General features: G+C 69.3%; 17 protein-coding genes. 11 read left to right on the forward strand and 6 right to left on the reverse strand.

Going from position 1 to position 23,193, the window contains the following annotated elements; translation table 11 throughout:
• The first annotated feature begins 23 nt into the window (after positions 1-23).
• Both DJ018_RS12400 and lpdA read left to right on the forward strand, forming a co-directional pair.
• On the forward strand, positions 24-1,388 hold the full coding sequence (locus DJ018_RS12400) for a pyruvate dehydrogenase complex dihydrolipoamide acetyltransferase (RefSeq protein WP_111515254.1): 1,365 nt from the start codon (positions 24-26) through the stop codon (positions 1,386-1,388).
• 10 nt (positions 1,389-1,398) lie between these two features.
• Positions 1,399-2,799 (forward strand): dihydrolipoyl dehydrogenase, encoded by a 1,401-nt coding sequence (gene lpdA, locus DJ018_RS12405; RefSeq protein WP_111515255.1) that lies wholly within the window; start codon positions 1,399-1,401, stop codon positions 2,797-2,799.
• A gap of 63 nt (positions 2,800-2,862) precedes the next feature.
• Here the strand turns inward: lpdA and DJ018_RS12410 are convergent, their stop codons facing one another.
• The 4 genes from DJ018_RS12410 to DJ018_RS12425 all read right to left on the reverse strand — a co-directional run bounded on the left by DJ018_RS12410 (position 2,863) and on the right by DJ018_RS12425 (position 9,396).
• Positions 2,863-4,194 carry a TonB family protein gene (locus DJ018_RS12410; protein ID WP_111515256.1) on the reverse strand — a complete coding sequence of 444 codons (1,332 nt, stop codon included), beginning with the start codon at positions 4,192-4,194 and terminating at the stop codon, positions 2,863-2,865.
• A gap of 73 nt (positions 4,195-4,267) precedes the next feature.
• On the reverse strand, positions 4,268-6,757 hold the full coding sequence (locus DJ018_RS12415) for a PAS domain-containing protein (protein ID WP_165842906.1): 2,490 nt from the start codon (positions 6,755-6,757) through the stop codon (positions 4,268-4,270).
• A gap of 96 nt (positions 6,758-6,853) precedes the next feature.
• On the reverse strand, positions 6,854-8,410 hold the full coding sequence (locus tag DJ018_RS12420) for an AMP-binding protein (protein ID WP_111515258.1): 1,557 nt from the start codon (positions 8,408-8,410) through the stop codon (positions 6,854-6,856).
• Positions 8,411-8,526: 116 nt separating this feature from the next.
• Positions 8,527-9,396: an SIMPL domain-containing protein gene (locus DJ018_RS12425; RefSeq protein WP_111515259.1), complete on the reverse strand. Its 870-nt coding sequence runs from the start codon at positions 9,394-9,396 to the stop codon at positions 8,527-8,529.
• Positions 9,397-9,522: 126 nt separating this feature from the next.
• On the opposite strand from DJ018_RS12425, the gene lipA reads away from it, so the two are divergent.
• Entirely contained in the window at positions 9,523-10,485 is a 963-nt protein-coding gene (gene lipA, locus DJ018_RS12430) for a lipoyl synthase (protein ID WP_111515260.1), read from the forward strand.
• A 12-nt stretch (positions 10,486-10,497) separates the two neighbouring features.
• Positions 10,498-10,995 carry a type II toxin-antitoxin system RatA family toxin gene (locus DJ018_RS12435; protein ID WP_111515261.1) on the forward strand — a complete coding sequence of 166 codons (498 nt, stop codon included), beginning with the start codon at positions 10,498-10,500 and terminating at the stop codon, positions 10,993-10,995.
• On the opposite strand, the gene DJ018_RS12440 is transcribed toward DJ018_RS12435, so the two are convergent.
• Positions 10,992-11,483, reverse strand: a complete 492-nt coding sequence (locus DJ018_RS12440) for a CinA family protein (RefSeq protein ID WP_111515262.1) — start codon at positions 11,481-11,483, stop codon at positions 10,992-10,994. The two genes, DJ018_RS12435 and DJ018_RS12440, sit on opposite strands and share 4 nt — an antisense overlap.
• An 82-nt stretch (positions 11,484-11,565) precedes the next feature.
• Between DJ018_RS12440 and DJ018_RS12445 the strand changes: the two genes are divergently transcribed.
• A complete protein-coding gene (locus DJ018_RS12445) occupies positions 11,566-13,827 on the forward strand; it encodes a fused MFS/spermidine synthase (protein ID WP_111515263.1) in 2,262 nt (753 codons plus the stop codon).
• Positions 13,828-13,831: 4 nt separating this feature from the next.
• Here DJ018_RS12445 and DJ018_RS12450 read toward each other — a convergent pair whose 3' ends face one another.
• On the reverse strand, positions 13,832-14,977 hold the full coding sequence (locus tag DJ018_RS12450; protein ID WP_111515264.1) for a bifunctional 2-C-methyl-D-erythritol 4-phosphate cytidylyltransferase/2-C-methyl-D-erythritol 2,4-cyclodiphosphate synthase: 1,146 nt from the start codon (positions 14,975-14,977) through the stop codon (positions 13,832-13,834).
• 91 nt (positions 14,978-15,068) lie between these two features.
• Here DJ018_RS12450 and dusB point away from each other — a divergent pair, with 91 nt between their 5' ends.
• The 6 genes from dusB to DJ018_RS12480 all read left to right on the forward strand — a co-directional run bounded on the left by dusB (position 15,069) and on the right by DJ018_RS12480 (position 23,173).
• Positions 15,069-16,076 (forward strand): tRNA dihydrouridine synthase DusB, encoded by a 1,008-nt coding sequence (gene dusB / locus DJ018_RS12455; RefSeq protein WP_111515265.1) that lies wholly within the window; start codon positions 15,069-15,071, stop codon positions 16,074-16,076.
• Positions 16,073-17,185: a two-component system sensor histidine kinase NtrB gene (locus tag DJ018_RS12460; RefSeq protein ID WP_111515266.1), complete on the forward strand. Its 1,113-nt coding sequence runs from the start codon at positions 16,073-16,075 to the stop codon at positions 17,183-17,185. The genes dusB and DJ018_RS12460 overlap by 4 nt, the downstream gene beginning before the upstream one ends.
• Positions 17,182-18,603, forward strand: coding sequence for a nitrogen regulation protein NR(I) (gene ntrC, locus DJ018_RS12465; protein WP_111515267.1), 1,422 nt, complete (start codon positions 17,182-17,184; stop codon positions 18,601-18,603). Before DJ018_RS12460 ends, ntrC begins: the two co-directional genes overlap by 4 nt.
• A gap of 102 nt (positions 18,604-18,705) precedes the next feature.
• Complete coding sequence (locus tag DJ018_RS12470; protein WP_111515268.1) at positions 18,706-20,910, forward strand: sensor histidine kinase NtrY-like; 2,205 nt, start codon at positions 18,706-18,708, stop codon at positions 20,908-20,910.
• A gap of 8 nt (positions 20,911-20,918) precedes the next feature.
• Positions 20,919-22,310, forward strand: a complete 1,392-nt coding sequence (gene ntrX / locus DJ018_RS12475; protein ID WP_111515269.1) for a nitrogen assimilation response regulator NtrX — start codon at positions 20,919-20,921, stop codon at positions 22,308-22,310.
• Positions 22,310-23,173: a D-amino-acid transaminase gene (locus tag DJ018_RS12480; RefSeq protein WP_111515270.1), complete on the forward strand. Its 864-nt coding sequence runs from the start codon at positions 22,310-22,312 to the stop codon at positions 23,171-23,173. Before ntrX ends, DJ018_RS12480 begins: the two co-directional genes overlap by 1 nt.
• Positions 23,174-23,193 lie beyond the last annotated feature (20 nt).

The raw sequence follows: 23,193 nt of genomic DNA on the forward strand, positions 1-23,193 counted from the left end.
CAGCCCAACCGAGCAGCTGACGCATGCCTATCGACGTACTCATGCCCGCCCTGTCGCCCACCATGGAGGAGGGCACCCTCGCCAAGTGGCACGTGAAGCCCGGCGACCAGGTCCGCTCCGGCGATGTGATCGCTGAAATCGAGACCGACAAGGCGACCATGGAAGTGGAAGCCGTGGACGAGGGCACGGTCGAAGAGATCCTCGTGGCCGAAGGCACGGAAGGGGTAAAGGTCAACAGCCCCATCGCGCGTCTGAGCGGCGACGACGCGTCCACCGGCGCCGCGCCTGCCGCGGCCCCGGCGCCGGCCTCCACCGCGCCGGCCAAGCCGACGCCCGACACCGACAATGCCCGCGCCCAGCGCGAGCAGACCACCGATCCGGTCGCCAAGGGCGCTCCGGCCGCCAAGACGGAAGCCGCCACGCCGGCCCCCGCGGCGGCCAAGGCTCAGGGTGGTCAACGCATCTTCGCCTCGCCGCTGGCTCGCCGGCTGGCCGAGCAGAAGGGGGTCGAGCTTTCCGCCATCACCGGCACCGGCCCGCACGGCCGCATCGTGAAGGTCGATGTGGACAAGGCCCAGCCTGGTCAGGCCAAGGCTCCGGCCGCCGCGCCGACGCCGGCCGCCGCGCCGCAGGCCGCGCCCGCACCGGCCGCTGCGCCCGCTCAGGTCAAAAGCCTGGAGCAGCTCGGCATCGCGCCCGGCACCTACGACCTCATCCCGCTGGACGGCATGCGCAAGACGGTTGCGCGCCGCCTGACGGAAAGCTTCCGCGACATCCCGCACTTCCCGCTCACCGTCGATCTGGAGATCGACGAGCTGCTGGCCACCCGCGTCAAGATCAACGCCATGCTCGAGAAGCAGGGCGTGAAGGTCAGCGTGAACGACCTGGTCATGAAGGCGGTCGCGGCGGCCCTGAAGCAGGTGCCGGAGGCCAACGCCTCCTACACCCCAGAAGGCATCGCCATGCACCACCACGCCGACATCGCCATGGCGGTGGCGCTGGAGGGTGGCCTGATCACCCCCATCATCCGCAAGGCCGAGACCAAGGGCGTGGCGCAGATCGCCACGGAAGCCAAGGACCTGGCCGCTCGCGCCCGGGCCCGCAAGCTGAAGCCGGACGAGTTCCAGGGCGGCACCTTCTCGGTGTCCAACCTCGGCATGTTCGGCATCAAGACCTTCTCTTCGATCATCAACGAGCCCCAGGGCTGCATCCTGTCGGTCGGCGCCGGCGAGAAGCGCCCGGTGGTCAAGGGCGACCAGCTCGCCATCGCCACCGTGATGACCGTCACCCTGACCTGCGACCACCGCGTCGTGGACGGGGCGGTCGGCGCGCGCTGGCTGCAGGCCTTCAAGGCCCTGATCGAAGACCCGATCACGATGATCGTCTGAGGTGAGTGAGATGGATTTCGACGTCATCGTCATCGGCTCCGGGCCGGGCGGCTACACGACTGCGATCCGGGCCTCTCAGCTCGGCATGAAGGCCGCCATCATCGAGCGCGAGAAGCTCGGCGGCATCTGCCTGAACTGGGGCTGCATCCCGACCAAGGCCCTGCTGAAGTCGGGCGAGGTCTACGAGACCCTCGACCATCTGGCCGACTACGGCCTGTCGGTGGACAAGCGCGGCTTCGACTTCAGCAAGGTCGTCGATCGCTCGCGCAAGGTTGCCGCCCAGCTCAACTCGGGCGTCGGCTTCCTGATGAAGAAGCACAAGATCGAGGTGATCGAGGGCGTCGCCAAGCTCGAGAAGGGCTCTCCGGCGCCCAAGGTCGTCGTCGCCCTGAACGCCGGCGGCTCGCGCACCATCACCGCCAAGCACGTGATCCTGGCCACCGGCGCCCGGGCCCGCACCATCCCCGCCATCGGCCTGGAGCCCGACGGCGAGCGCGTGTGGACCTACCGTGAGGCCCTGGTGCCCAAGGCCGCCCCCAAGAGCCTGATCGTGATCGGCTCGGGCGCCATCGGCATCGAGTTCGCCAGCTTCTACCGCGCCCTGGGCGCGGAGGTGACCGTCATCGAAGCCCTGCCGCGCATCGTGCCGGTGGAGGACGAGGAGGTCTCCAAGACGGCCCAGAAGGCTTTCGAGAAGCGCGGGATTAAATTCCGCGTCGGCGCCTCGGTGAAGAAGCTGTCCAAGACCGGGCAGGGCGTCACCGTCGACATCGAGAAGGACGGCAAGGGCGAAAGCCTGCAGGCCGACGTCGCCATCGTCGCCATTGGCATCGTCGGCAATGTCGAGAACCTCGGCCTCGAGGCCCTGGGCGTGAAGATCGACCGCACCCACGTGGTCACCGACAGCCACGGGGCCACGGGCGTTGCCGGCCTCTACGCCATCGGCGACATCGCAGGCCCCCCCTGGCTCGCCCACAAGGCGGCGCACGAGGGCGTCCACTGCATCGAGCACATCGCGGGCCTCAAGCCCACCAATCTCACTAGCCCGATCCCCGGCTGCACCTACTCCAACCCGCAGATCGCCTCGGTCGGCGTGACGGAGGCGCAGGCCAAGGAAAAGGGCCTCGCCATCAAGGTCGGCCGCTTCCCGTTCCGCGTGAACGGCAAGGCGATCGCGTCCGGCGAGACCGAGGGCTTCGTGAAGACCATCTTTGACGCCCAGACCGGCGCTCTGATCGGCGCGCACATGATCGGCGCGGAAGTGACCGAGATGGTCCAGGGCTTCGTCCTGGCCATGACGTTGGAGGCCACCGAAGCCGAGCTCCACGCCACGGTCTTCGCCCACCCGACCATGAGCGAGTCCATGCACGAAGCCTCGCTGGACGCCTACGGGATGGTGCTCAACACCTGATCCATCGGCGACTGACCGACTGAACAGGGGAGCGGCTTGCGCCGCTCCCCTTTTTCATGCCCGCTACTTCGCAGGCGCCGCCGGCGTGACCGCCGGCCCCGGCTCATAGCGAAGAGGAATGCGGATCTTGCCGCCAACGGTAGGCAGACCTTCGGACGTCCACGTGGACATCCGAAACTCCGATGCGACGCCCAGGGCCCGCTGGCCGACCCCGACGCCCGCAGGCTCTTCGCGCAGCGTCACGCAGCCGTCGAGGAAGCCTCGCTGCTGGACGGTGCACTCCAGCGTCACGCGGGTCACTCCGGCCTTGCCGCCCAGGTCGCCGAACGCCGCTTTGGTGGCTTCCGCGCTTGGCAGGCCCATCCACTCCGGTTTGCCCACCACCGGCTTCTCGGCGCTCAGCATGGCCGGCGTGAAGCTGAAGGGCAGGTGGACCACGACCCCGTTGACCGACTTGCCCTCCGTATCGACCGTCGGCGCCTGGAACAGCCGGCTCAGGGAGCGCGCGGCCGCGGCGAAGTCGTAGCCGGGTGTGTCCTTGATCGTTGAGCACGAGTGCAGCTCGCCCTTGCGGTTCAGCGTGCATTCCAGGGTCGCCGCTCCGCCGACACCCGCCGCCTTCGCCTTTGCAGGGTAAGCGGCGGCGACTTCGTCGACCGTCGGCGCTCGCGTCCAGACCATCACCGCCTGGGCCATGGAACGACCGCCCGATCCGCCTGTCGCACCGCCGGCCCACTTGAATCGGATGGGGATCCGAACCTCGCCCTCCACCGGCACGCCGTCCACCAGGCGCGGCTTCATCAGCATCTGGGGCGTGAGCAGGATCGCAGCCTGGCCGAAGCCCTTGCCCGCCGGCTCTTCGGAGTCGGCCTGGCAGTTGGTCATGCGTCCAAAGGTCGTCACCTTGCAGGCGACCACAGCATACCCGCCCAGGCCTTCCGCCCACGCCTCCTTGGGCCAGACCACCGCGATGTCGTTGGCGGTGGGGCGCTTAATCCAATCGTTCTCGACGACCTTGGCGAACGCCACATCCGGCTGCCCGTCCGCGGCGAAGGTGAACCGCAGCATCACGCCCGAGGCTTCGGCGTAGCCCTTGGCGAGCTTCTGCGGGGCCTTGCGGATATGGGGCGCCAGCGACACCGCAACGGGCGCGAGCCGAGCGTCCGCGCCGCCGACCGCTCTGGCTTCGCACTCGCTCAGCTCGCCGTTGGGCGTGGCCTTGCAGCCGAGCTCGATAAGTCCGCCTTGCCGCTGCGCCAGCGCCTCCGCGGGCAGCACCGCCTTCAGCTCGGCGGGCGTGGGCTTGCGAACCCACTCGGGCTCAGGCAGGGCCGGCGCCGCCGCAGCCCCCGTCGCAAACGTCGCCAAAATCAGGGATGCCAACCACAAGCGCATGCACGCCACCTCTTCGGCTCCAGCTTGGCAGATCTACCTTCAGTGGAAAAGCGCCACGCCACTCGCACGGGGCTCAACCTGGCGCGATATCGGGCAGGGTGGCGGGGCCTTCCGAGGTGAGGTTGGCCAGCGGGATGGTCAGCTCGCAGGTCAGGCCCGCTTGCCCCCAGTCCAGCCGCACTCTCCCGCGCAGCTGCCGCTCGATACTCATCCGCAGGACCGTGGAGCCGAAGCCCCGGCGTCGGGGCGGGGAGGTCGCCGGGCCGCCGCGCTCGCACCAGTCCAGCTTCAGCATGGCCGCCTCGCCAGCGCCCAGGTCGGTGGTCCAGCGCACCTGCAGCCGCCCTTCCGGCGTGGACAACGCGCCGTACTTCGCCGCGTTGGTGGCCAGTTCGTGGATCACCAGCGCCAGGATCTGCGCCGCCTCCGGGGTCAGTCGTAGTGCAGGGCCTTCGCTGGAGACCTCGCGCACCTTGTCTACGAACGGCTCCAACTCCTCGCGAATCATGGTCCGCAGGTCCGCGCCTTCCCACCGGGAGGCGGCCAGCAGGCTGTGAGCGCGCGCCAGCGAGTGGATGCGTCCGGTCACCGCTTCGGCGAAGGCCGTCACCTCCGTCTCGCGGGTGAGGCGCACCACCGACTGGACCACGGCCAGCAGGTTCTTGGCCCGGTGATCGACCTCCCGCGCCAGCAGCCGCTCGCGCTCGGCCGCACGCCGGCGGTCCGTCATGTCGCTGGTGGTGCCCACCAGCCCGATCGTCTCGCCCGCGCCGTCGATCAGCGGCGCCTTCACCGAGCGGTAGTAGCGGACCTGGCCGTCAGGTCCGGTGAAGACCTCGTCGACGTCCAGCACCTGGCCGGACGTCATGACCTGCTGATCGTTGGCCAGGATCGCCTCGGCGTCCGCCGGATCCGGCGCCCAGTCCGCGTCGGAGTGGCCGAGGATCTCCTCAAGCGGCCGGCCCACCACCTTGGTCACCGCGGCGTTGGCGTAGATCACGCGGCTCCGGCGGTCCTTGGCGTAGATCATGTCCGGCGTGCTGTCGCCGATCAGTCGGAGCAGGGCGCTGGCTCGGCGCAACTCGTCCGTGGCGCGCTTGAACTCGTGGATGTCCGTGCAGGTGCCCATCCAGCGGATGATCTCGCCTGCCTCGTTGCGGGTCGGCAGGGCCCGGCCCAGCACCCAGCGGTACTCGCCCGAGCGATGCCGCAGGCGGTACTCGATGTCGTAGAGCTTGCCGGTCTCCAGGCTTTCGCGCCAGACAGCCCAGATCCGTTCCTGATCCTCGGGGTGGAAGACGTCCGCCCATCCGTCGCCGTCGGTGGAGCCCGCGGGCACGCCGGTGAACTCGTACCAGCGGTCGTTGAAGAAGTCGTGGTAGCCGTCAGCCCGCGTGGACCAAACCATCTGTGGGATGGCGTTCAGCCGCGAACGGAATGAGGCTTCGCTGGCCCGCAGAGCGGCCTCGGCCTGCTTGCGTTCGGTCAGGTCCAGCATGGCCCCGATCATCCGCACCGCGCGGCCTTCGGCGTCCCGCAGCACCGTGCCGCGGTCGAACACCTCGGCATAGGCGCCGTTCGCGCAACGGAAACGGTATTCCGCCGACCAGCTGTCGTCCTGGCCGCGGATCACCCCGAAGATGGTCTCTTCCACCTCGGCGTGGTCGTCTGGGTGAATCTGGTCCAGCCACCACTGGGCCGTCGTGCCCTCCACGGCATCCCAGTGGCCGAAGCGCGCGCCTACCGCGTCGTTCCAGATGATCCGGCTCGCCGCCAGGTCCCAGTCCCAGATGGCGTCGTTGGTGGCCTTGGCAGCGAGGCGGTAGCGCTCCGCCGTCACATGCAGCTCGTGCTCCATGCGCCGACGCTCGGTGACGTCCTCGATCACCACGCCCACGCCGCCAGCGCTCAGCGGCACCACATCGAGGTTGAACACCGCCCCTGGGCGACTCAGCGACGGCAACTCCTGCCGGGCCGCCGCCCGGGTCTCCATCACCTGCGCCAGCAGCCGGCCGCTCGCGGACTGGCGGGCGCCCGGCCAGATCACGTCGATGTCCTGGCCCACCACATCGGCCCGCGAGCGCTGGAAGAAGGCTTCCGCGGCCCGGTTGAACGAGGTCACGCGCCAGGCCGGGTCCACCCCGAGGTAGGCGTCGGCCACGCCGTCCAGGGCGGACGCCAGCGCCTCGTCTGCCCCGACCTGCGCGGTGATGTCCTCCACCGCGCACCACAGCCCGTCGATCTCGCCGCCGACCCGCCGCGGCCACATCCGGCAGCGCACATGCCGCTCGCCGCCCGCGAAGGGCGCTGTCGTCTCGAACTCCACCGTCTCGCCGGCCGTCACGCGCGCCATGAAGGGCTGGGCGCCCAGGGCGGGCGGGCGGTGCAGCACCTCTTGTATCGTCCGCCCCAGCGCTGCGTCCCGCTCAACGCCAGCCCAGCGCGCGTAGGGCGCATTGAGCAGCACGAACCGGTGATCCCGGTCCAGCGCGCACAGCAGCACCGGCAGTCCGTCCAGAACCGCCAGGGGTAGCGCGCAAAGCGGCTCGCCCGGATCGCTCATCAAGCTGTCCGACATCCTTCACCCGGGCTGAACAGGCGCCGCGCCCCCGCCGCACGCCCGTTCATAACCTACGGAAAGCCGGAGGGAACCCGGATCTTAGGCGGCCCGCTTGCCCTCGGCGTCGACGATCCGCTGGACGGCCACGTAGTCGGTCTTGCCGGTGCCCAGCACCGGCACCTCGGTGACCTTGATGATCTTGCGCGGCACCGCCAGCTCCGAGGCGCCCAGCGCCTTGGCGTGGGCGATCAAGGGCGCGGCGTCCGCCCCCCGCGCGTCGGTGACCAGCACCAGCCGCTCGCCCTTCTTCGGGTCGGGCAGGGCCACCACCGCGTGGCGGCACTCCGGCCATACAGCGATCGCGAGGTCCTCGGCCGCGGTCAGGGAGACCATCTCGCCGCCGACTTTGGCGAAGCGCTTCACCCGGCCCAGGATCTTGACCCAGTTGTCGTCGCTGAGGGAAACCACGTCGCCCGTGTCGTGCCAGCCGTCGACCGGCGGCTCCACGCCGCCCGCGCTGGTGAGATAGCCGGCCATGACGTTGGGCCCACGCACGTGCAGACGCCCGCCGCCGGGGATCCCTTCCACCGGCTCCAGCCGCGCCTCCATGCCCGGCAGCAGCCCGCCCACCGTGCCACGGCGGTTGTCCGTCGGCTTGTTCACCGCGATCACTGGCGAGGCTTCTGTGGCGCCGTAGCCTTCCAGCACCGGCACCGGCCCGAAGCGTTCGGCGATCAGGTTGTGGGTTTCCTCACGGACCTTCTCGGCGCCGCAGACGATGAACTTCAGCCCGGCCATCTCGTCCGGCTCGGCCGCACGGGCGTACTGGTTCACGAAGGTGTCCGTCGCCAGCAGGATTGACGCCTTAGTGTCCTTCAGCAGCGGCGGGATCTGCTTGGTGTGCAGGGGCGAGGGGTACTGGAACGCCTTCATGCCGGTCAGGATCGGCAGCAGCACCCCGCCTGTCAGGCCGAAGCAGTGGAAGGTCGGCAGCGGGTTGAACATCACCCAGTCGGGATCGAGGTCGATGTGCGTGGCGATCTGGCGGACGTTGGCCACCAGGTTCGCCTGGGTCAGCACCACCCCGCGCGGCGCGCCGAAACTTCCTGAGGTGAACAGGATCACGCCCGGATCGTCCGGTCGCGCTGGCGCCCGGAAGTTCTTCGGCAGCGCCCCGGCGGCCGCCGCGTACAGCTTGTCCGCCAGGCCGATCGTCTGGCGCACCTCCTCGAGGTAGGTGACCGTGGTCAGCGTCTCCAGCGCATCCACCAGGTCGTGCAGCTTGGCCTGTTCGATAAAGCGGTGGGCGGTCAGCACATGCTTCACCCCGGCCAGCTCGCACGCCGCCTTCAGGTTCCGAATGCCGGAAGTGAAGTTCAGCATGGTCGGCGTGCGGCCGAAGGCGTGCAGGGCGAAGAAGGTCACCACCGCGCCCGCGCTGGCCGGCAGCATGACGCCCACGCGCTCGCCGGGCTGGGTAAAGGCCGCAATCTTGCGGCCGAGCGCGAACGACGCACGGATCAGGTCGGTATAGGTGATCGGCCGCCGTTCCTGGTCCTCCAGGATCAGCTTCTTGGCGCCAAAGGTCTGGCGCGCCTCGACCAGGGCGTCGAACAGCGACGTACGGGCCTGTTTGGGATCAAACCTAGACGACAAGAGCGAACAACTCCTCCGGCCAGGCCGGCTTCTTGTGGGCCGGGGAGCCTATCGCCGTGAAATGCGGATGAAAAGATTTGTAACAGGGCGTGAGGCCGCAGCCCCACGTCCCAGCTTCAGTTTAGGCTGAAGATTACGCAGGCCTTCTGCTCCAGCCGCTGGAGCGGCGGATTGAGGGAAACAATGTAGTTCTCGGGCGACAGGCCGGCCGCCTGCGCCGCACGCTCGGCGGCCGGAAGCCGGGCCTGGAAGCTTGGTGGCGGAGGCGGCGGCGCGGGCGGCGGGACCTGGTAGGCCGCGGTGTCGTCCTGGCCTTGATCGGCGCCCGTGATCAGCACGTCGGTGTTGCAGGCCCGGGCCGTGGGATCGATCAGTCGTACAGCGCCGAGCCGCGCGCCGGCCGCCTCCGTCGCGAGCTGCGCTCGCCGGCGGGCGTCCTCCACGGCCAGCTTGAACATCTGCGTACGGGTCTCGTTCTCCGGCTCCAGGCGGAAGTAGACCCGCTCGGTGGAGGCTGGCTTGGCGGCGAGCAGGGTGGCGTAGACCCGCTCGGCCAACCGAACGTCGCGGATTTCCACCTGCACGGTGGCGTTCACCTGGTAGCGCTCGATCTTGTCGGCCCGAGTGTTGTCGTTCACCTGGCCTTCGCGGTCGCGGTATTGGGCGTAGAGCGGGGTGATGGCGAAGCTGGTCTCCACCCGCACCTTGTCCGCGCCGTAGGCGGCCAAAGCCTGGTTCAGCGCCTTGACCTTGTCGTTGGCCGCCCGGGTGGCGTCCGCAACCTCGCGCTCCACGGCCTGGTAAGTGGCCGCGGCGAACGCACGGTTGGCCGTGACCTCAGTCCAGACATAGCCGGTGGAGGCGATCACCGGCTTGTCCATCCACCATGGCGCGCGGCCGTAGGCGTTGGTCGCTGTCGCGGCCGGCTGTGCGGTGGCGGAGGAGCCGGCGAGGGCGGCGAGAAGCAGGGCGGCGGTCAGGCGCATCTTTGGTCCTTGGCGTTTCGTCCCGCAGCCACGCTAGCGCGTCCGACGGACAGCGAAGAGACGTCGCGGCGCCACAGCCGGCGATCAAAGCTTGATCCGGCGGGCCCAAGAGCCGATCTAGGGCCCATGGCCGTGGTCATCGACACCCTGGGCGGAGCCCGCCCCCGTCACCCGGAAAAGCAGAACAGGCCCGATACGCCTGTGCTGCGAAAACCCGAGTGGCTTCGCGTCAAGGCGCCCGGCTCGTCCGGCTACAATGCGACCCGCGACATCGTGAAGTCCAACGGGCTGGTCACGGTGTGCGAGGAAGCCGCCTGTCCGAACATCGGCGAGTGCTGGACCAAGTCCCACGCCACCATGATGATCATGGGCGAGATCTGCACGCGCGCCTGCTCCTTCTGCAACGTCGCGACGGGCAAGCCGAACGCCCTTGATCCCACCGAACCGGCGCGCGTCGCCGACGCGGTGGCCAAGATGGGGCTGAAGCACGTGGTCATCACCTCGGTCGACCGCGATGACCTGGCCGACGGCGGCGCCGCGCATTTCGCGGCGGTGGTTCAGTCCATCCGCCTGACCTCGCCGGCCACCACCATCGAGATCCTGACGCCCGACTTCCTGCGCAAGCCGGTCAGCGCGGCCGAACTCGTCATCGACTCCAAGCCGGACGTCTTCAACCACAACCTGGAAACGGTGCCGCGGCTCTACCTGTCGATCCGGCCGGGCGCGCGCTACTACAACTCCCTGCGCCTGCTGGAGCGGGTGAAGGAGCGCGACCCCACCATGTTCACCAAGTCCGGCCTCATGGTCGGCCTCGGCGAGAGCAAGGAAGAGGTCATGCAGGTGATGGACGACATGCGGTCGGCCGGCGTCGACTTCATCACCATCGGCCAGTACCTCCAGCCGACCCGCAAGCATGCCGCGATCGATCGCTTCGTCAGCCCCGACGAGTTCAAGGCCTATGAGGAAATCGCCCGGGCGAAGGGGTTCCTGATGGTCTCGGCCTCGCCCCTGACCCGCTCGTCGCACCACGCTGGCGAGGACTTTGCCCGTCTGCAGGCGGCGCGTATCGCGCGCGAAACCGCGGCCTGACGAGCAAGCCTCTTGCGTCACCACGTTTCGAAACTTCTGCCCTACACGCCCGATCAGCTATGGCGGCTGGTCGGCGACGTCGAGCGCTATCCGGACTTCGTGCCGTGGATCAGCGCCATGCGCACTTGGAACCCGCGCAACCTCAGCGAGGGCGTGGATGCCGTCGATGCGGAGGCGGGCGTCGGCTTCTCGTTCCTGAAGGAGCGGTTCTCCACCCGCGTGCGCCGCGACTCGATCAACAAGCAGATCGACGTCAGCCTGCTGTCCGGTCCGTTCCGCAAGCTCGACAACCGCTGGCGCTTCATCGACGCCGGCCATGGCTGCACCCGCGTCGAGTTCGACATCGACTTCACCTTCAAGTCGCGGATCCTGGACGCCTTGCTGGCGGCCAACTTCTCCACGGCCGTGCAGAAGCTGATGGCCTGCTTCGAGGCCCGGGCGAAGACGCTCTACGGCGACAGCAAGGACCAGGCGCAGGCCCAGTCGGCCGCGCCCCCGGCGCAGGTCTAGGCTAGCCGCTCGCGCAGCATCTCCAGCGCGGTTCGCAAGGCCGCCAGCTGGATCGCCTCTCGCGTCGTCCCGTCGAACACCTCGTGCCGGTGGATGATGCCCGCGTTCGCGCGCGCGGTGGCGAAGTGCACCGTGCCGACCGGCTTCATCGCCGTTCCGCCGCCGGGCCCGGCGATCCCGGTGATCGCCACCGTCAGGTGCGTGCTGGAGTGGGCGAGGGCGCCTTCCGCCATGGCTCGCGCCACCGGTTCGGACACCGCCCCGAAGTCCGCGATCATGTCACCCGGCACGCCCAGCATCTCGGTCTTGGCGCGATTGGAATAGGTGACGAACCCTCGTTCAAGGACGTCGGACGCCCCCGGCACCGCGCAGATCGCCGCCGCCACCAGGCCACCCGTGCAGCTTTCGGCCGCCGCGATGCGCACCGATTGGCCGCGCGCCTCGTCGACGAGCAACCGCGCAAGGGCGGCGATCTCGGTGGGGAACATCGGGAACCTCGCAAGGCGGCTGGTCGAACGCTCAGCTAAAGCACAACATCGCGTCCTCCGGTGATTCAAGGCACATCGCCACATGACGACGATCCCCGCCGACCGCCGACCTGCGCCGCCGCCGGCCGCCTTGTTCGCGATCACCGTCTTCGCCAGCGCCGCGCTGGTGTTTCTGGTTCAGCCGATGATCGCGAAGCTCCTGCTCCCTCTGCAGGGCGGCAGTCCGCAGGTCTGGAACACCAGTCTCGCCTTCTTCCAGGCGGCCCTGCTGGCCGGCTATGGCTACGCCCACCTGCTTCAGCGGCTGAAGACGGTTCGCGCCCAGGCCTTGACCCACGTCGGCGCGCTGTTGATCGCGGCCGTGGCGCTGCCGCTGCGGGTCAACGCGCTTTTCGGCCCGCCGTCGTCCGATCACCCGATACTCTGGCTCCTGGGCGTCCTTGCGGTCTCATTGGGTGCGCCCTTCGCCATACTCTCCGCGACGGCGCCTTTGGTGCAGGCCTGGTGGGCGCGCACCCGCGGCCAGACGGACGGGCGCGAGCCCTATGCGCTCTACGCCGCCAGCAATCTCGGCAGCCTCCTGGCCTTGCTGGCCTATCCGCTGGTGGTCGAGCCGGTCTTCCCGGTCAGCGGGCAGCGGCTGGGGTGGAGCGCCGCCTATGTGGCCTTCGTCGGCCTGATGGCTGTGCTTGCATTGGCGGCGGGGCGCTCGGCTGGGCCTGCAGCTCCGGCGGCCAAAGCGCCTCACGCCCGCGCTTCTTGGCGTGAACGCCTCACTTGGCTCGCGCTCGCCGCGGCGCCATCCAGTCTGATGCTCGGGGTGACCACCTACATCACCACCGACATCGCCTCGGCCCCATTCCTCTGGGTCATCCCGCTGGCGCTCTACCTCGTCACCTTCATCATCGCCTTCCAGACGCGCCCGCTCATGTCTCCAGGGCTGGCGCTGTTCCTCCATGCCCTGCTGGCGGCCGAATGCGCGGCCATGATGCCGTTCATGGAGCTGCCGATCGCCCTGCAGCTTCTCGTGAACCTGGGCGCCTTCTTCTTCTCGGCCCTGGTCTGCCACCAAGCCCTGGTGGCGCGGCGGCCCGACCCCTCCCGGCTGACGGAGTTCTATCTCTGGATGTCGGTGGGCGGCGTGGTCGGCGGCGGGTTCAACGCCTTTGTCGCGCCGGTGATCTTCAACAACGTCTGGGAATACCCGCTGGTGCTGGCCCTGGCCTGTCTGGCGCGGCCGTGGGGTGGCTGGAACCTGCCGGCCCGCGCCTGGGTGCTCCTGGTGGTCGGGGTGCTCTGCGCCATGGCGGCGCCGGTGGTGGTCACGTTCCGTCACCACTTCGGGGCTCAGCACGGCGACACCCAGCTTGCCCAGGTCATGATCGTCGCGCTGATCAGCGCCTCGGTGATCTGCGCAGTCCTGCTGCGACGCTGGGCGCTGATGTTCTTCGCCGCCGTCGCGGTTCTTGCCATCGGGGCGCATGGCGCGGCCGAGCGCTCCACCAACACCCGCAACTGGCGCAGCTTCTTTGGCGTCCTGACGCAGTCGGAGGTGAATGCGCCCTCCATGGGCGGGGCGGTGCGGATGCTCTCCCATGGCACCACCCTGCACGGCGCCCAGGCGACCAATCCCCAGTTCGCCTGCCGGCCGCTGGTCTACTACACGCCCGGAACTCCGATCGGGCAGGTGGTGCTTACCCAGGGCGAGACCCGCCCCGCCATGCGCATGGGGGTGGTGGGGCTGGGGACCGGGTCGATGGCCGCCTACGCCGCGGCGCCCGACCACCTGACCTTCTTCGAAATCGACCCGCTGGTGGTTCGCATCGCCAGCGATCCGGCGCACTTCAGCTACACGACGCGCTGTGCTCGCGGCCGAGTGGACTACGTGATCGGAGACGCCCGCTTGACCCTGGCCCGCCAACCGGCCGAGAGCTTCGACGTCCTGCTGATCGACGCCTTCTCGTCCGACGCGGTGCCGGCGCACCTTCTCACCGTGGAGGCGATCCGCGGCTACCTCGGCAAGCTGAAGCCGGACGGCGTGCTCATCCTTCACCTGTCGAACCGCAATCTGGAGCTCAAGGCGCCGGCCTTTGCCTCCGCGCGGGCCGCTGGCGGCTTCGCCCTGCTGCAGCAGCGGCGCGTGTTCGGCAACTTGTCGACTTGGGAGTCAGACGAGGACGCCTTGGTGGTCGGCCGCACGCCTCAGGCCATCGCGCGCTATGCTGCCGACACGCGGTGGATCGACTCCGCCGGGCGGACGGTGCGCCCCTGGACCGACGACTACACCAATGTGCCCGGCTCTTTTTGGAGCAAGATGAAGGAGCGAATGGGCGGCCTGCGCTGAGCGGCTAGAGCGGCGTTTCGATCGAGACGACCGCCTGCGCCATCAGGCCTTCCTCGCGGCCGGTGTAGCCCATGCCCTCGGTGGTGGTGGCCTTCACGCTCACTCGGTTCAGCGGGATGCCCAGCAGTTCGGAGATCCGCGCGCGCATGGCGTCGCGGTGGGGCCGGATTTTCGGCCGCTCGCAGACAAGGGTCACGTCCGCGTTCAGGATGCGGCCGCCCTGTTTCGCCACAAGGCTCACCGCGTGCTGCAGGAACTGGTCCGACGAGGCGCCTTTCCAGCGGGGATCGGACGGCGGGAAGTGTTCTCCGATGTCGGCGCTGGCGATGGCGCCCAGAACGGCGTCCGTCAGGGCGTGCAGGCCGCAGTCGGCGTCCGAATGGCCCACCAGGCCCAGGTCGTGCTCGATCCGGATGCCGCACAGCCATACGACGTCGCCGGGGCCGAAGCGGTGCGCGTCGATGCCGTGACCCATCCGCACGATGCGCCGCGAGGCCGCCAGCTGCTCGGCCATGAGGAAGTCCTCAGGGTAGGTCAGCTTCATCAGCATGGGATCTCCGGGGACCATGGCGACGTTGCCGCCCGCCCGTTCCATCACCGCTGCGTCGTCCGTGGGCTCCTCGTGGGTGGGCCAGCGGCGGTAGGCCGCCTTTAGGCGTCCGAAGCGGAAGGCCTGCGGGGTCTGGGCCCGCCACAGCCCATCGCGCGAGACCGTCTCGTCGATGATGCCTTCGCCGCGCTTCAGCGTGTCCGGGACGGGCAGGGCCGGCACTGCGCCGTCCGCAAGCTCCAGAGCGGCCAGCAGTCGCTCCACGTGCGCCCCGGTGACGAACGGGCGCGCCGCATCGTGCACCAGCACCGCCTCCGTGCGTCCAGCCGTCAAGGCGGCGAGGCCGGCCTGAACCGACTCGGCGCGGGTGCGGCCGCCGGTGACGGCGCTCCAGCCCTCGAGCCCTTCAAGGGCGGCGTCCACCTGCGACAGGCGGTCGCGGGCGACCACGACCACGACCTCGCGCGCGCCAGCCGCCAGCAGGCCCTCGACGGACCAGCGCACCATGGGGCGAGACCCCAGCATGCGCCATGCCTTGGGCTCCCCCGGGCCCGCGCGAAGACCCGATCCAGCCGCGACCACAACCGCCGAAAAACTCATGGGAGCGTGTTTAGTGGGCCCGGCCCGTTTCTTCCAGCTTTACGGCGCCGCCATATATGCATAAAAATAGTGCGATGGCGGTGACTAGAAAATGAGCAGTTCGCTCGCAGTCGGGAATGTGACGGTGCAGGGCCGCGCGTGGATCGCGCCCATGACCGGCATTTCGGATCTGCCCTTCCGCAGGGCCGCGAGCCGGCTCGGCGCCGCCTATGTCGCAACCGAGATGGTGGCCTGCGCCGAGTTCGCGCGCGGCCGTCCCGACGTTGTTCGCCGCGCGGCGGTCGGCGAGGGGCTTCCGCTCATGGTTGTCCAGCTCGTCGGCCGTGAGCCCGAGTACTTCGCCCAGGGCGCCCGCATGGCTGTCGAGGCCGGCGCGCACATCGTGGACCTCAACTTTGGCTGCCCGGCCAAGGAAGTGACCGGCGTCCAGTGCGGCTCCGCCCTAATGCGCGAGCCGGATCTGGCGGTTCGGCTGATGGAAGCCGCCGTTCAGGCGGTGGACGCGCCGGTGACCGTGAAGATGCGGCTGGGCTGGGACGACAGCTCCCGCAACGCCGCCGAGCTCGCCGCGCGGGCCCAGGCCGTGGGCGTCAAGGCGGTCACGGTGCACGGTCGCACCCGCTCCCAGTTCTACAAGGGCCAAGCCGACTGGGCCGCCGTTCGCGCCGTGAAGGAGGCTGTGTCCATCCCGGTGATCGTCAACGGCGACATCGTTGACGGGGACAGCGCGCGCCGGGCGCTGGACGCCTCAGGCGCGGACGCGGTGATGATCGGCCGCGGGGTCTACGGCAAGCCGTGGATCGCCGCCCAGATTGAGGCGGCCCTGGACGGCCGCCCGTTTGAAGAGCCGGAAGTTGAGGCGCGCCTTGCGATCGCGCTCGCCCACTTCCGCGACACCTTGGAATTCTATGGCGAACGCCTGGGCCTTCGGATCTTCCGCAAGCACCTGGCCTCGTACATCGAAAGCGCCCCCTGGCCCGCGTGCGCGCAGGCCCGGCGAGAAGCGCGCGCGGCCCTGTGCCGCTTGGAGGACGCCCGGGCCGTCGAAGAGGGGCTTTCCGCCCTCTGGCGAACTCCGGATCACAGGCTGGCGGCATGAATGGGAACACCCAGACGCAAGACTCACCACTAGATAACGACGCCCTGCGCGCCACGGCTTTCGAGCTGTTCCCCGATCCGGCGATGGTCGTCGATCGGCATGGCGCCTTGGTCGCTGTGAACGAGGCCGCGGAGGCCTTGTTCGGGCAGGGGCTCGGCCTTTTGGCCCGCGGCCGTTTCCGGGCGGCCTTGCCGCCGGGCTCGGCGCTCGTCTCCCTTCTGAACCGCGCGCTCGACGAGGACGCCCGGGTCCGGGAGCGGGGGGTGCACATCAGCCTCTTCGGCCTGCCGCCCTTTGAAGCCGACGGCTCGGCGGCGCCCCTGGGCGACGGCTCGGTCCTGCTGACCCTCTCGGTGAAGACCGGTCCGGAACGCGGCGGGGCGGAAGCCGCAGGCCTGCGCTCCATCGTCGGCCTCGGCCGCATGTTGGCCCACGAGATCAAGAACCCCCTGGCCGGGATCCGCGGCGCGGCCCAGCTGCTCAAGTCCGGCGCCAAGGCCGAGGACGCGCCCCTGGCGCAGCTCATCGTCGACGAGACCGACCGGGTCCGCCGGCTGGTGGAGCGGATGGAGGCCTTCTCCGACGACCAGCTTCCCGACCTTTCCCCCATCAACATCCACCAGATCCTCGACCGCGTGCGGGCGCTCGCCGCCAACGGCGTCGCGGACGGGCTGGTGCTGAAGGAGAACTACGACCCCTCCTTGCCGCCGGTGCTCGGCGACGAGGACCAGCTGATCCAGATCTTCCTCAACCTCGTGAAGAACGCCGCCGAGGCGGCCCATTCGCGGGGCGACGGGCGCGGCGAGCTGTGCATCCACACCGCCTACCGTCACGGCGTGCGGGTGCGCGCGGCCAAGGGCCAGGCCCTGCGCGGCGCCCCCCTCGAGGTCCGCATCCAGGACAACGGCCCCGGCGTGCCCGCCCACCTGCGCGAACACCTCTTTGAGCCCTTTGTCACCTCCAAGGCCAACGGCGCGGGCCTGGGCCTGGCGCTGGTGGCCAAGCTGGTCGCCGGTCACGGCGGCCTGATCGACTTCGAATCCGAACCCGGGCGGACCGTTTTCCGGGTGCTGTTGCCGATCGCGTCTGTGGAGGGGGTTTCGGAATGAACGCTGCTGCCAAGAAGATCCTGATCGCGGACGACGACTCCTCGATCCGGCTGGTGCTCAGCCAGGCGTTCACCCGGCTGGGCTACCAGGTCCGCGCCACGGGCAACGCCACCACCCTTCTGAAGTGGGTCTCCGACGGCGAAGGCGACCTTGTGGTCACCGACGTGATGATGCCGGACGAGAACGTGTTCGACGTCCTGCCGCGCATCCGCAAGGAACGCCCCAAGCTGCCGGTCATCGTGATGAGCGCGCAGAACAACCTCATCACCGCGGTCAACGCCGCCGAGGTGGGCGCCTTCGACTACGTGCCCAAGCCCTTCGACCTGGACGAGATGACCTCGGCCGCCCGCCGCGCCCTGTCCCGTCCCGCCGACCCCGAGGCCTCCAAGGCCCAGGCCCGCGCCGTGCGCGACGACCGCCTGCCGCTGATCGGCCGCTCCGGGCCGATGCAGGACGTCTACCGCACCATCGCCCGGCTGGTGGGCGCCGACCTCACCGTGCTGATCACCGGCGAGTCCGGCACCGGCAAGGAGCTGGTCGCCCGCGCCCTCCATGACATGGGTCGCCGCCGCGACGGCAAGTTCGTGGTCATCAACCTGGCCGCCGTCCCTCGCGAGCGCGTGGAGACAGAGCTGTTCGGCAAGGAGGACGGCGACTTCGGCAAGCTGGTCGAGGCCGACGGCGGCACCCTGTTCCTGGACGAGATCGGCGACATGCCGCTGGACGCCCAGACGCGCCTGCTGCGGGTGATCGACGGCTCGGAGCCGACGCTGAACCCCAAGACCGGCCGCCGCCCCAACGTGCGGATCATCGCCGCCACCAACCGCGACCTGCGCGGCCTGATCCAGCAGGGCCTGTTCCGCGAGGACCTGTTCTTCCGCCTCAACGTCGCGCCCCTGCGCCTGCCGCCGCTGCGCGACCGGTCGGAAGACATCCCCGATCTCGCCCGCGCCTTCCTTTTGCGCGCCAACCGCGAGGGCCTGCCGTCCAAGACCATCGACGCCGCGGCCCTTGAGCGGCTGAAGCTGCACCCTTGGCCCGGCAACGTCCGCGAGCTGGAGAATCTGGTCCGCCGGATCTGCGCCCTCTACGCCGAGGATCTGATCACCGCCCGCATCGTCGAGCGCGAGCTCGCCGACCAGCAGCCGGTGGTGGAAGGGCAGGAGGGCCCCGCCACCCTGTCCCAGCTGGTAGAGCGCAAGCTGTCGGCCTACTTCGCCGACCAGCCCGACGGCATTCCGCCCGCCGGCCTCTACGACCGCGTGCTGGAGGAGGTGGAGCGTCCGCTGATCCAGCTGACCCTGTCGGCCACCCGCGGCAACCAGGTCCGGGCGGCGGAGATCCTCGGCCTCAACCGCAACACCCTGCGCAAGAAGATCCAGGACCTGGGCGTGGAGATGAGCCGCGGCCGCAGGTAAGCGCGCCAAAGGCGTCGGCCAGTCCGCCGCCACATTCGCGCCTGACGCTTCTGCGCAACATCTCTGTTGAGTTTGGAGCACAGGGTCTTAGTTTCAGGCGCGATGGCGTTGCTGGCCGAACACCTCTGGGAGGGCGAAGGCGCGCGGCGGCTGTGGCGGGCGCTGCAGTCGAAGGTCGTGCTGGCCATCGGCTATGCGGTGGCGGTCGGCCTCACGGGCCTCGCCATCCTTCTCGCCGCCTCGCCGCCCGAAACGGGCCCGGTGGAGCCGGCCAGCGAGCTGGTCCTCACCTTGCTCGCCTTCAACCTGATTCTGATCCTGGCGCTGACCACCGTCGTGGCCCTGCGCTTTGCGGCCCTGGTCAACGCCCGCTCGCGCGACGCCGGCGCCCGCCTTCACCTGCGATTCGTCACCATGTTCGCCCTGGCCGCCGTGGCCCCGGCCGTCGTGGTGGCCCTGTTCATGGGCGTCCTGGTCAACCAGGGCATGGAGAGCTGGTTCTCCAAGCGCGTGCAGACCGTGGTCGAGAACTCCGCCACCGTGTTCCGCTCCTATCTGCAGGACCAGCAGCGCTATGTGGGCGAGCACGTGACCCCCATGGCGGCGGATCTCAACCGCGACGCCTCGCTGATGCGCGAGACGCCCCTGCGCTTCAATCAGTTCCTGGAGGCCCTGGCCTCCTACCACGCCTTTCCCGCCGCCTATGTGATCGACCGGGAAGGCCGGGTGCTGGCCCGGGCGGAGGCCTCCGGCGCGCCGCCCTATGTCGTTCCCCCTCAGAAGGCGTTCGACTCGGCGGAAAGCGGCGAGATCTTCGCCGAGTGCTGCACCTCCGACACCATGCGCGCCGTCTACCGGCTGAACAGCTTCGACGACGCCTTCCTCTATGTGGTCCGTCCGCTGGAGCCGGACATCATCGGCCGCATGCGCGAAGCCGACAGCGCGCTGGCGGGCTACCGTGACGCCGCCCGCAGCCGCGAGCGCATCCAGACCATCTTCGCCCTCAGCTATGCCGAAACCGCCCTGCTGGTGCTGATCGGCGCGGTGTGGCTGGGCATGGCCGCCGCCAACGCCATCTCCAGCCCGGTGAGCCGACTGGTGCAGGCTGCCGGCCGCGTCGCCGGCGGGGACCTGTCGGCCCGCGTTGACGCCGAGAGCGATCCGGAAGAAATCGCCGTCTTGTCTCGTGCTTTCAACAGCATGACGCACGATCTTCAGGTTCAGCAGGAAGCCCTGAGACGAGCCGGGGAGGAAGCGGAAAGCCGCCGCCAGTTCATCGAAACCGTGCTGGCGGGCGTCAGCGCCGGCGTGATCGGGCTCGATGGAGAAGGGCGCATCTCCGCCGCCAACCGCCAGGCCGCCATCCTGCTGGCGCTGCCCGGCGACCACGGCCGCGGCCGCCGCCTGCATGAAGTGGCGCCGGAGTTCGCGCCCCTGCTGAACGGCGACGAACGCGAAACCGAAATCGACGTCATCCGCGGCCGCGAAAGCCGGCGCCTCCGCGTCCGCGCCAGCGGCGCAGACGACGGCATGGTCCTCACCTTCGACGACATCACCCGCCTGGTGACGGCTCAGCGCAACGCCGCCTGGCGCGACGTCGCCCGCCGCATCGCTCACGAAATCAAGAACCCGCTGACCCCCATCCAGCTGTCGGCCGAGCGTCTGCGCAAGAAGTACCGCAAGGATGTGCCGCCCTCCGAACTGGAGGTCTTCGACCGCTGCACCGACACCATCGTGCGCCAGGTGGGCGACATCGGCCGGATGGTTGACGAGTTCTCCGCTTTCGCCCGCATGCCGGCGCCCAAGTTCAGCGAGCAGGACGCCGCCGAGCTCCTGCGCGCCGCGGTGTTCGCCCAACGGGTGGCCAGCCCCGAGCTTGAGGTGGTGCTGGAGGAGCCCGAGGATCTGACCCTGCTCGCTGACGGACGGATGCTGGCGCAGGCGCTCACCAACCTCCTGAAGAACGCCGCCGAAGCGATCGAATCCCGCCGCTCCGCCGCGCCGCGCCCTGACGGCCGCATCGTGGCGCGTCTGGTGAGCGACGAATCCGGCGTGGCGTTCGAGGTGGAAGACAACGGCGTGGGCCTGCCGGCCAAGGATCGTGACCGGCTGACCGAGCCCTATGTGACGACGCGCGAGAAGGGCACGGGCCTGGGGCTCGCGATCGTCAAACGGATCATGGAAGACCATGGCGGCGAGCTCGAACTCGCCGACGCGAGGAATGGCCAAGGTGCGCTGGCCGTCCTGCGACTTCCCGCCAGCGCGCGGGTGCGGCCATCCGGGCCCGCCCAGAAGATGATGGCTTGAGGTGGAAGATGGCGTCTGACGTTCTGGTGGTCGACGACGAGGCCGATATCCGGGAGCTGGTGGCTGGCATCCTCTCGGACGAGGGTTACGCGGTCCGCACCGCCAACGACTCGGAATCGGCTCTGGCCGCGGTCCGGGCCCGCAAGCCGGCCCTGCTGATCCTCGACATCTGGATGAGCGGCGGCGGCATGGACGGGCTGGAGCTGCTCGATCTCGTCAAGCAACTGGACCCCGACCTGCCGGTGATCATGATCTCCGGTCACGGCAACATCGAAACCGCCGTCAGCGCCATCAAGCGCGGCGCCTATGACTTCCTGGAGAAGCCGTTCAAGTCCGACCGCCTTCTGCTGGTGGCCGAACGCGCCCTGGAAGCCGCCAGCCTTCGTCGCGAGAATCGCCGCCTGCGCGCCCAGGCCATCACGCCCGAGGGATTGGTCGGCCGCTCGGTGGCCGCCCAGCAGCTGCGCCAGATGATCACCAAGCTGGCGGGCGCCAACAGCCGTGTGCTGATCTCCGGTCCCGCCGGCTCGGGCAAGGAGACGGTGGCCCGCCTGATTCACGACGCCAGCGCCCGCGCCCGCTCCGAGTTCGTGCCCATCAGCGCCGCCGGCATGACGCCCGAGCGCATGGACATCGAACTCTTCGGCGAGGAAGGCGAGGGCGGCCGCCCCGCCAAGATCGGCGTCTTCGAACGGGCCCACACCGGCACTCTCTACCTCGACGAAGTGGCCGACATGCCGCGCGAAACCCAGGGGCGCATCCTGCGGGTGCTGGTGGAACAGCGCTTCCGCCGCGTGGGCGGCGACCAGGACGTCCAGGTGGACGTGCGCGTGGTCTCCTCCACCTCGCGCGACCTGCGGGCGGAAATCGCCGGCGGCCGGTTTCGGGAGGACCTGTTCCACCGCCTGAACGTCGTGCCGGTCAACGTTCCGGGACTTTCCGAACGGCGGGAGGACATCCCGGAGCTGGTCGAGTACTTCATCGAGCGGATCTGCGACGCCACGGGCATGGCCCGTCGGACGCTGGCCGACGACGCCCTGGCGGCCCTGCAGGTGCGCGCTTGGCCGGGCAACCTTCGGCAGCTGCGCAACAACGTGGAACGGATGCTGATCCTGGCCTCAGGCGCACCGGGCGATCCGATCACCGCCGAAATGTTGCCCGCCGAAGCCGCGGTCGCCGAGCACGCGTCGAGCCTCGGGGCCGAGCGGATCATCGCCTTGCCGCTGCGCGAGGCGCGGGAAGTGTTCGAGCGCGAGTACCTGAATGCCCAGATGCTCCGCTTCTCCGGCAACATCTCCCGCACGGCCGCCTTCATCGGCATGGAGCGCTCGGCGCTGCACCGCAAGCTGAAGTCCCTCGGCCTGTCGGGCGGACGCACCGTCGAGGAAGAAGTCGGCTGATGGGACGCATCGCCTATGTGAACGGCCGCTTCGTTCCGCACGGCCAGGCGAGCGTCCACATCGAAGACCGCGGCTACCAGCTGGGCGACGGCGTCTACGAAGTCTGGGCGATCTTCAGCGGCAAGCTCGCCGACGCGGAGGGGCATTTCGCCCGGCTGGAGCGCAGCCTGTCTGAACTGCGCATCGCGATGCCCATGAGCCGGCGCGCCCTGACGCTGGTGCTGCGGGAGGCCGTGCGGCGCAACCGGGTGACGGAAGGCTTGGCCTATCTCCAGGTCACCCGCGGCGTAGCCAAGCGCGACCACGCCTTTCCCAATCCGCCGGTGCCTCCGTCTGTGGTGATCACCGTGAACCGCACCGACCGGGCTGCGGCCGACGCACGCGCGGCTGCTGGCGTCGGGGTCGTCACGACGCCCGAAAACCGCTGGGGACGCTGTGACATCAAGACGGTGAACCTGCTTCCCAACGCCCTGGCCAAGCAGAAGGCGCGCGAAGCCGGCGCGGTCGAAGCGTGGTTCGTGGACGACCTGGGCTTCGTCACCGAAGGCGCATCGTCCAACGCCTGGATCGTCGATCGCGACGGGCGGCTGCGCACCCGCGACACCAACGCCAACATCCTGCGCGGCGTCACCCGCAACACCCTGCTGGAGGTGATTCGCGGCGAGGGCCTGGACGTGGACGAGCGCCCCTTCACGCCGGACGACGCCCTGGCCGCGCGAGAGGCCTTCATCACCGGCGCGGGCAGCCTCGTCCTGCCGGTGGTCAGCGTCGATGGAAAGCCGATTGCAAACGGTGTTCCGGGACCCGTGGCGATGCGCCTTCGGCGTCTCTATATAGACCGGGCGAAAGAGACGGCGATCTAAGACTGCGAGCGCGATTGCGC

The sequence above is a fragment of the Phenylobacterium deserti genome, assembly GCF_003254705.1.
GTDB lineage: Bacteria > Pseudomonadota > Alphaproteobacteria > Caulobacterales > Caulobacteraceae > Phenylobacterium > Phenylobacterium deserti.

Excerpts from the sequence above, each read along its gene's own strand:
- DJ018_RS12400 (WP_111515254.1), top strand. The coding sequence starts at position 24 with ATGCCTATCGACGTACTCATGCCCGCCCTGTCGCCCACCATGGAGGAG.
- lpdA (WP_111515255.1), top strand. The coding sequence starts at position 1,399 with ATGGATTTCGACGTCATCGTCATCGGCTCCGGGCCGGGCGGCTACACG.
- DJ018_RS12410 (WP_111515256.1), bottom strand. The coding sequence starts at position 4,194 with ATGCGCTTGTGGTTGGCATCCCTGATTTTGGCGACGTTTGCGACGGGG.
- DJ018_RS12415 (WP_165842906.1), bottom strand. The coding sequence starts at position 6,757 with ATGAGCGATCCGGGCGAGCCGCTTTGCGCGCTACCCCTGGCGGTTCTG.
- DJ018_RS12425 (WP_111515259.1), bottom strand. The coding sequence starts at position 9,396 with ATGCGCCTGACCGCCGCCCTGCTTCTCGCCGCCCTCGCCGGCTCCTCC.
- lipA (WP_111515260.1), top strand. The coding sequence starts at position 9,523 with ATGGCCGTGGTCATCGACACCCTGGGCGGAGCCCGCCCCCGTCACCCG.
- DJ018_RS12440 (WP_111515262.1), bottom strand. The coding sequence starts at position 11,483 with ATGTTCCCCACCGAGATCGCCGCCCTTGCGCGGTTGCTCGTCGACGAG.
- DJ018_RS12445 (WP_111515263.1), top strand. The coding sequence starts at position 11,566 with ATGACGACGATCCCCGCCGACCGCCGACCTGCGCCGCCGCCGGCCGCC.
- DJ018_RS12450 (WP_111515264.1), bottom strand. The coding sequence starts at position 14,977 with ATGAGTTTTTCGGCGGTTGTGGTCGCGGCTGGATCGGGTCTTCGCGCG.
- dusB (WP_111515265.1), top strand. The coding sequence starts at position 15,069 with ATGAGCAGTTCGCTCGCAGTCGGGAATGTGACGGTGCAGGGCCGCGCG.
- DJ018_RS12460 (WP_111515266.1), top strand. The coding sequence starts at position 16,073 with ATGAATGGGAACACCCAGACGCAAGACTCACCACTAGATAACGACGCC.
- ntrC (WP_111515267.1), top strand. The coding sequence starts at position 17,182 with ATGAACGCTGCTGCCAAGAAGATCCTGATCGCGGACGACGACTCCTCG.
- DJ018_RS12470 (WP_111515268.1), top strand. The coding sequence starts at position 18,706 with ATGGCGTTGCTGGCCGAACACCTCTGGGAGGGCGAAGGCGCGCGGCGG.
- ntrX (WP_111515269.1), top strand. The coding sequence starts at position 20,919 with ATGGCGTCTGACGTTCTGGTGGTCGACGACGAGGCCGATATCCGGGAG.
- DJ018_RS12480 (WP_111515270.1), top strand. The coding sequence starts at position 22,310 with ATGGGACGCATCGCCTATGTGAACGGCCGCTTCGTTCCGCACGGCCAG.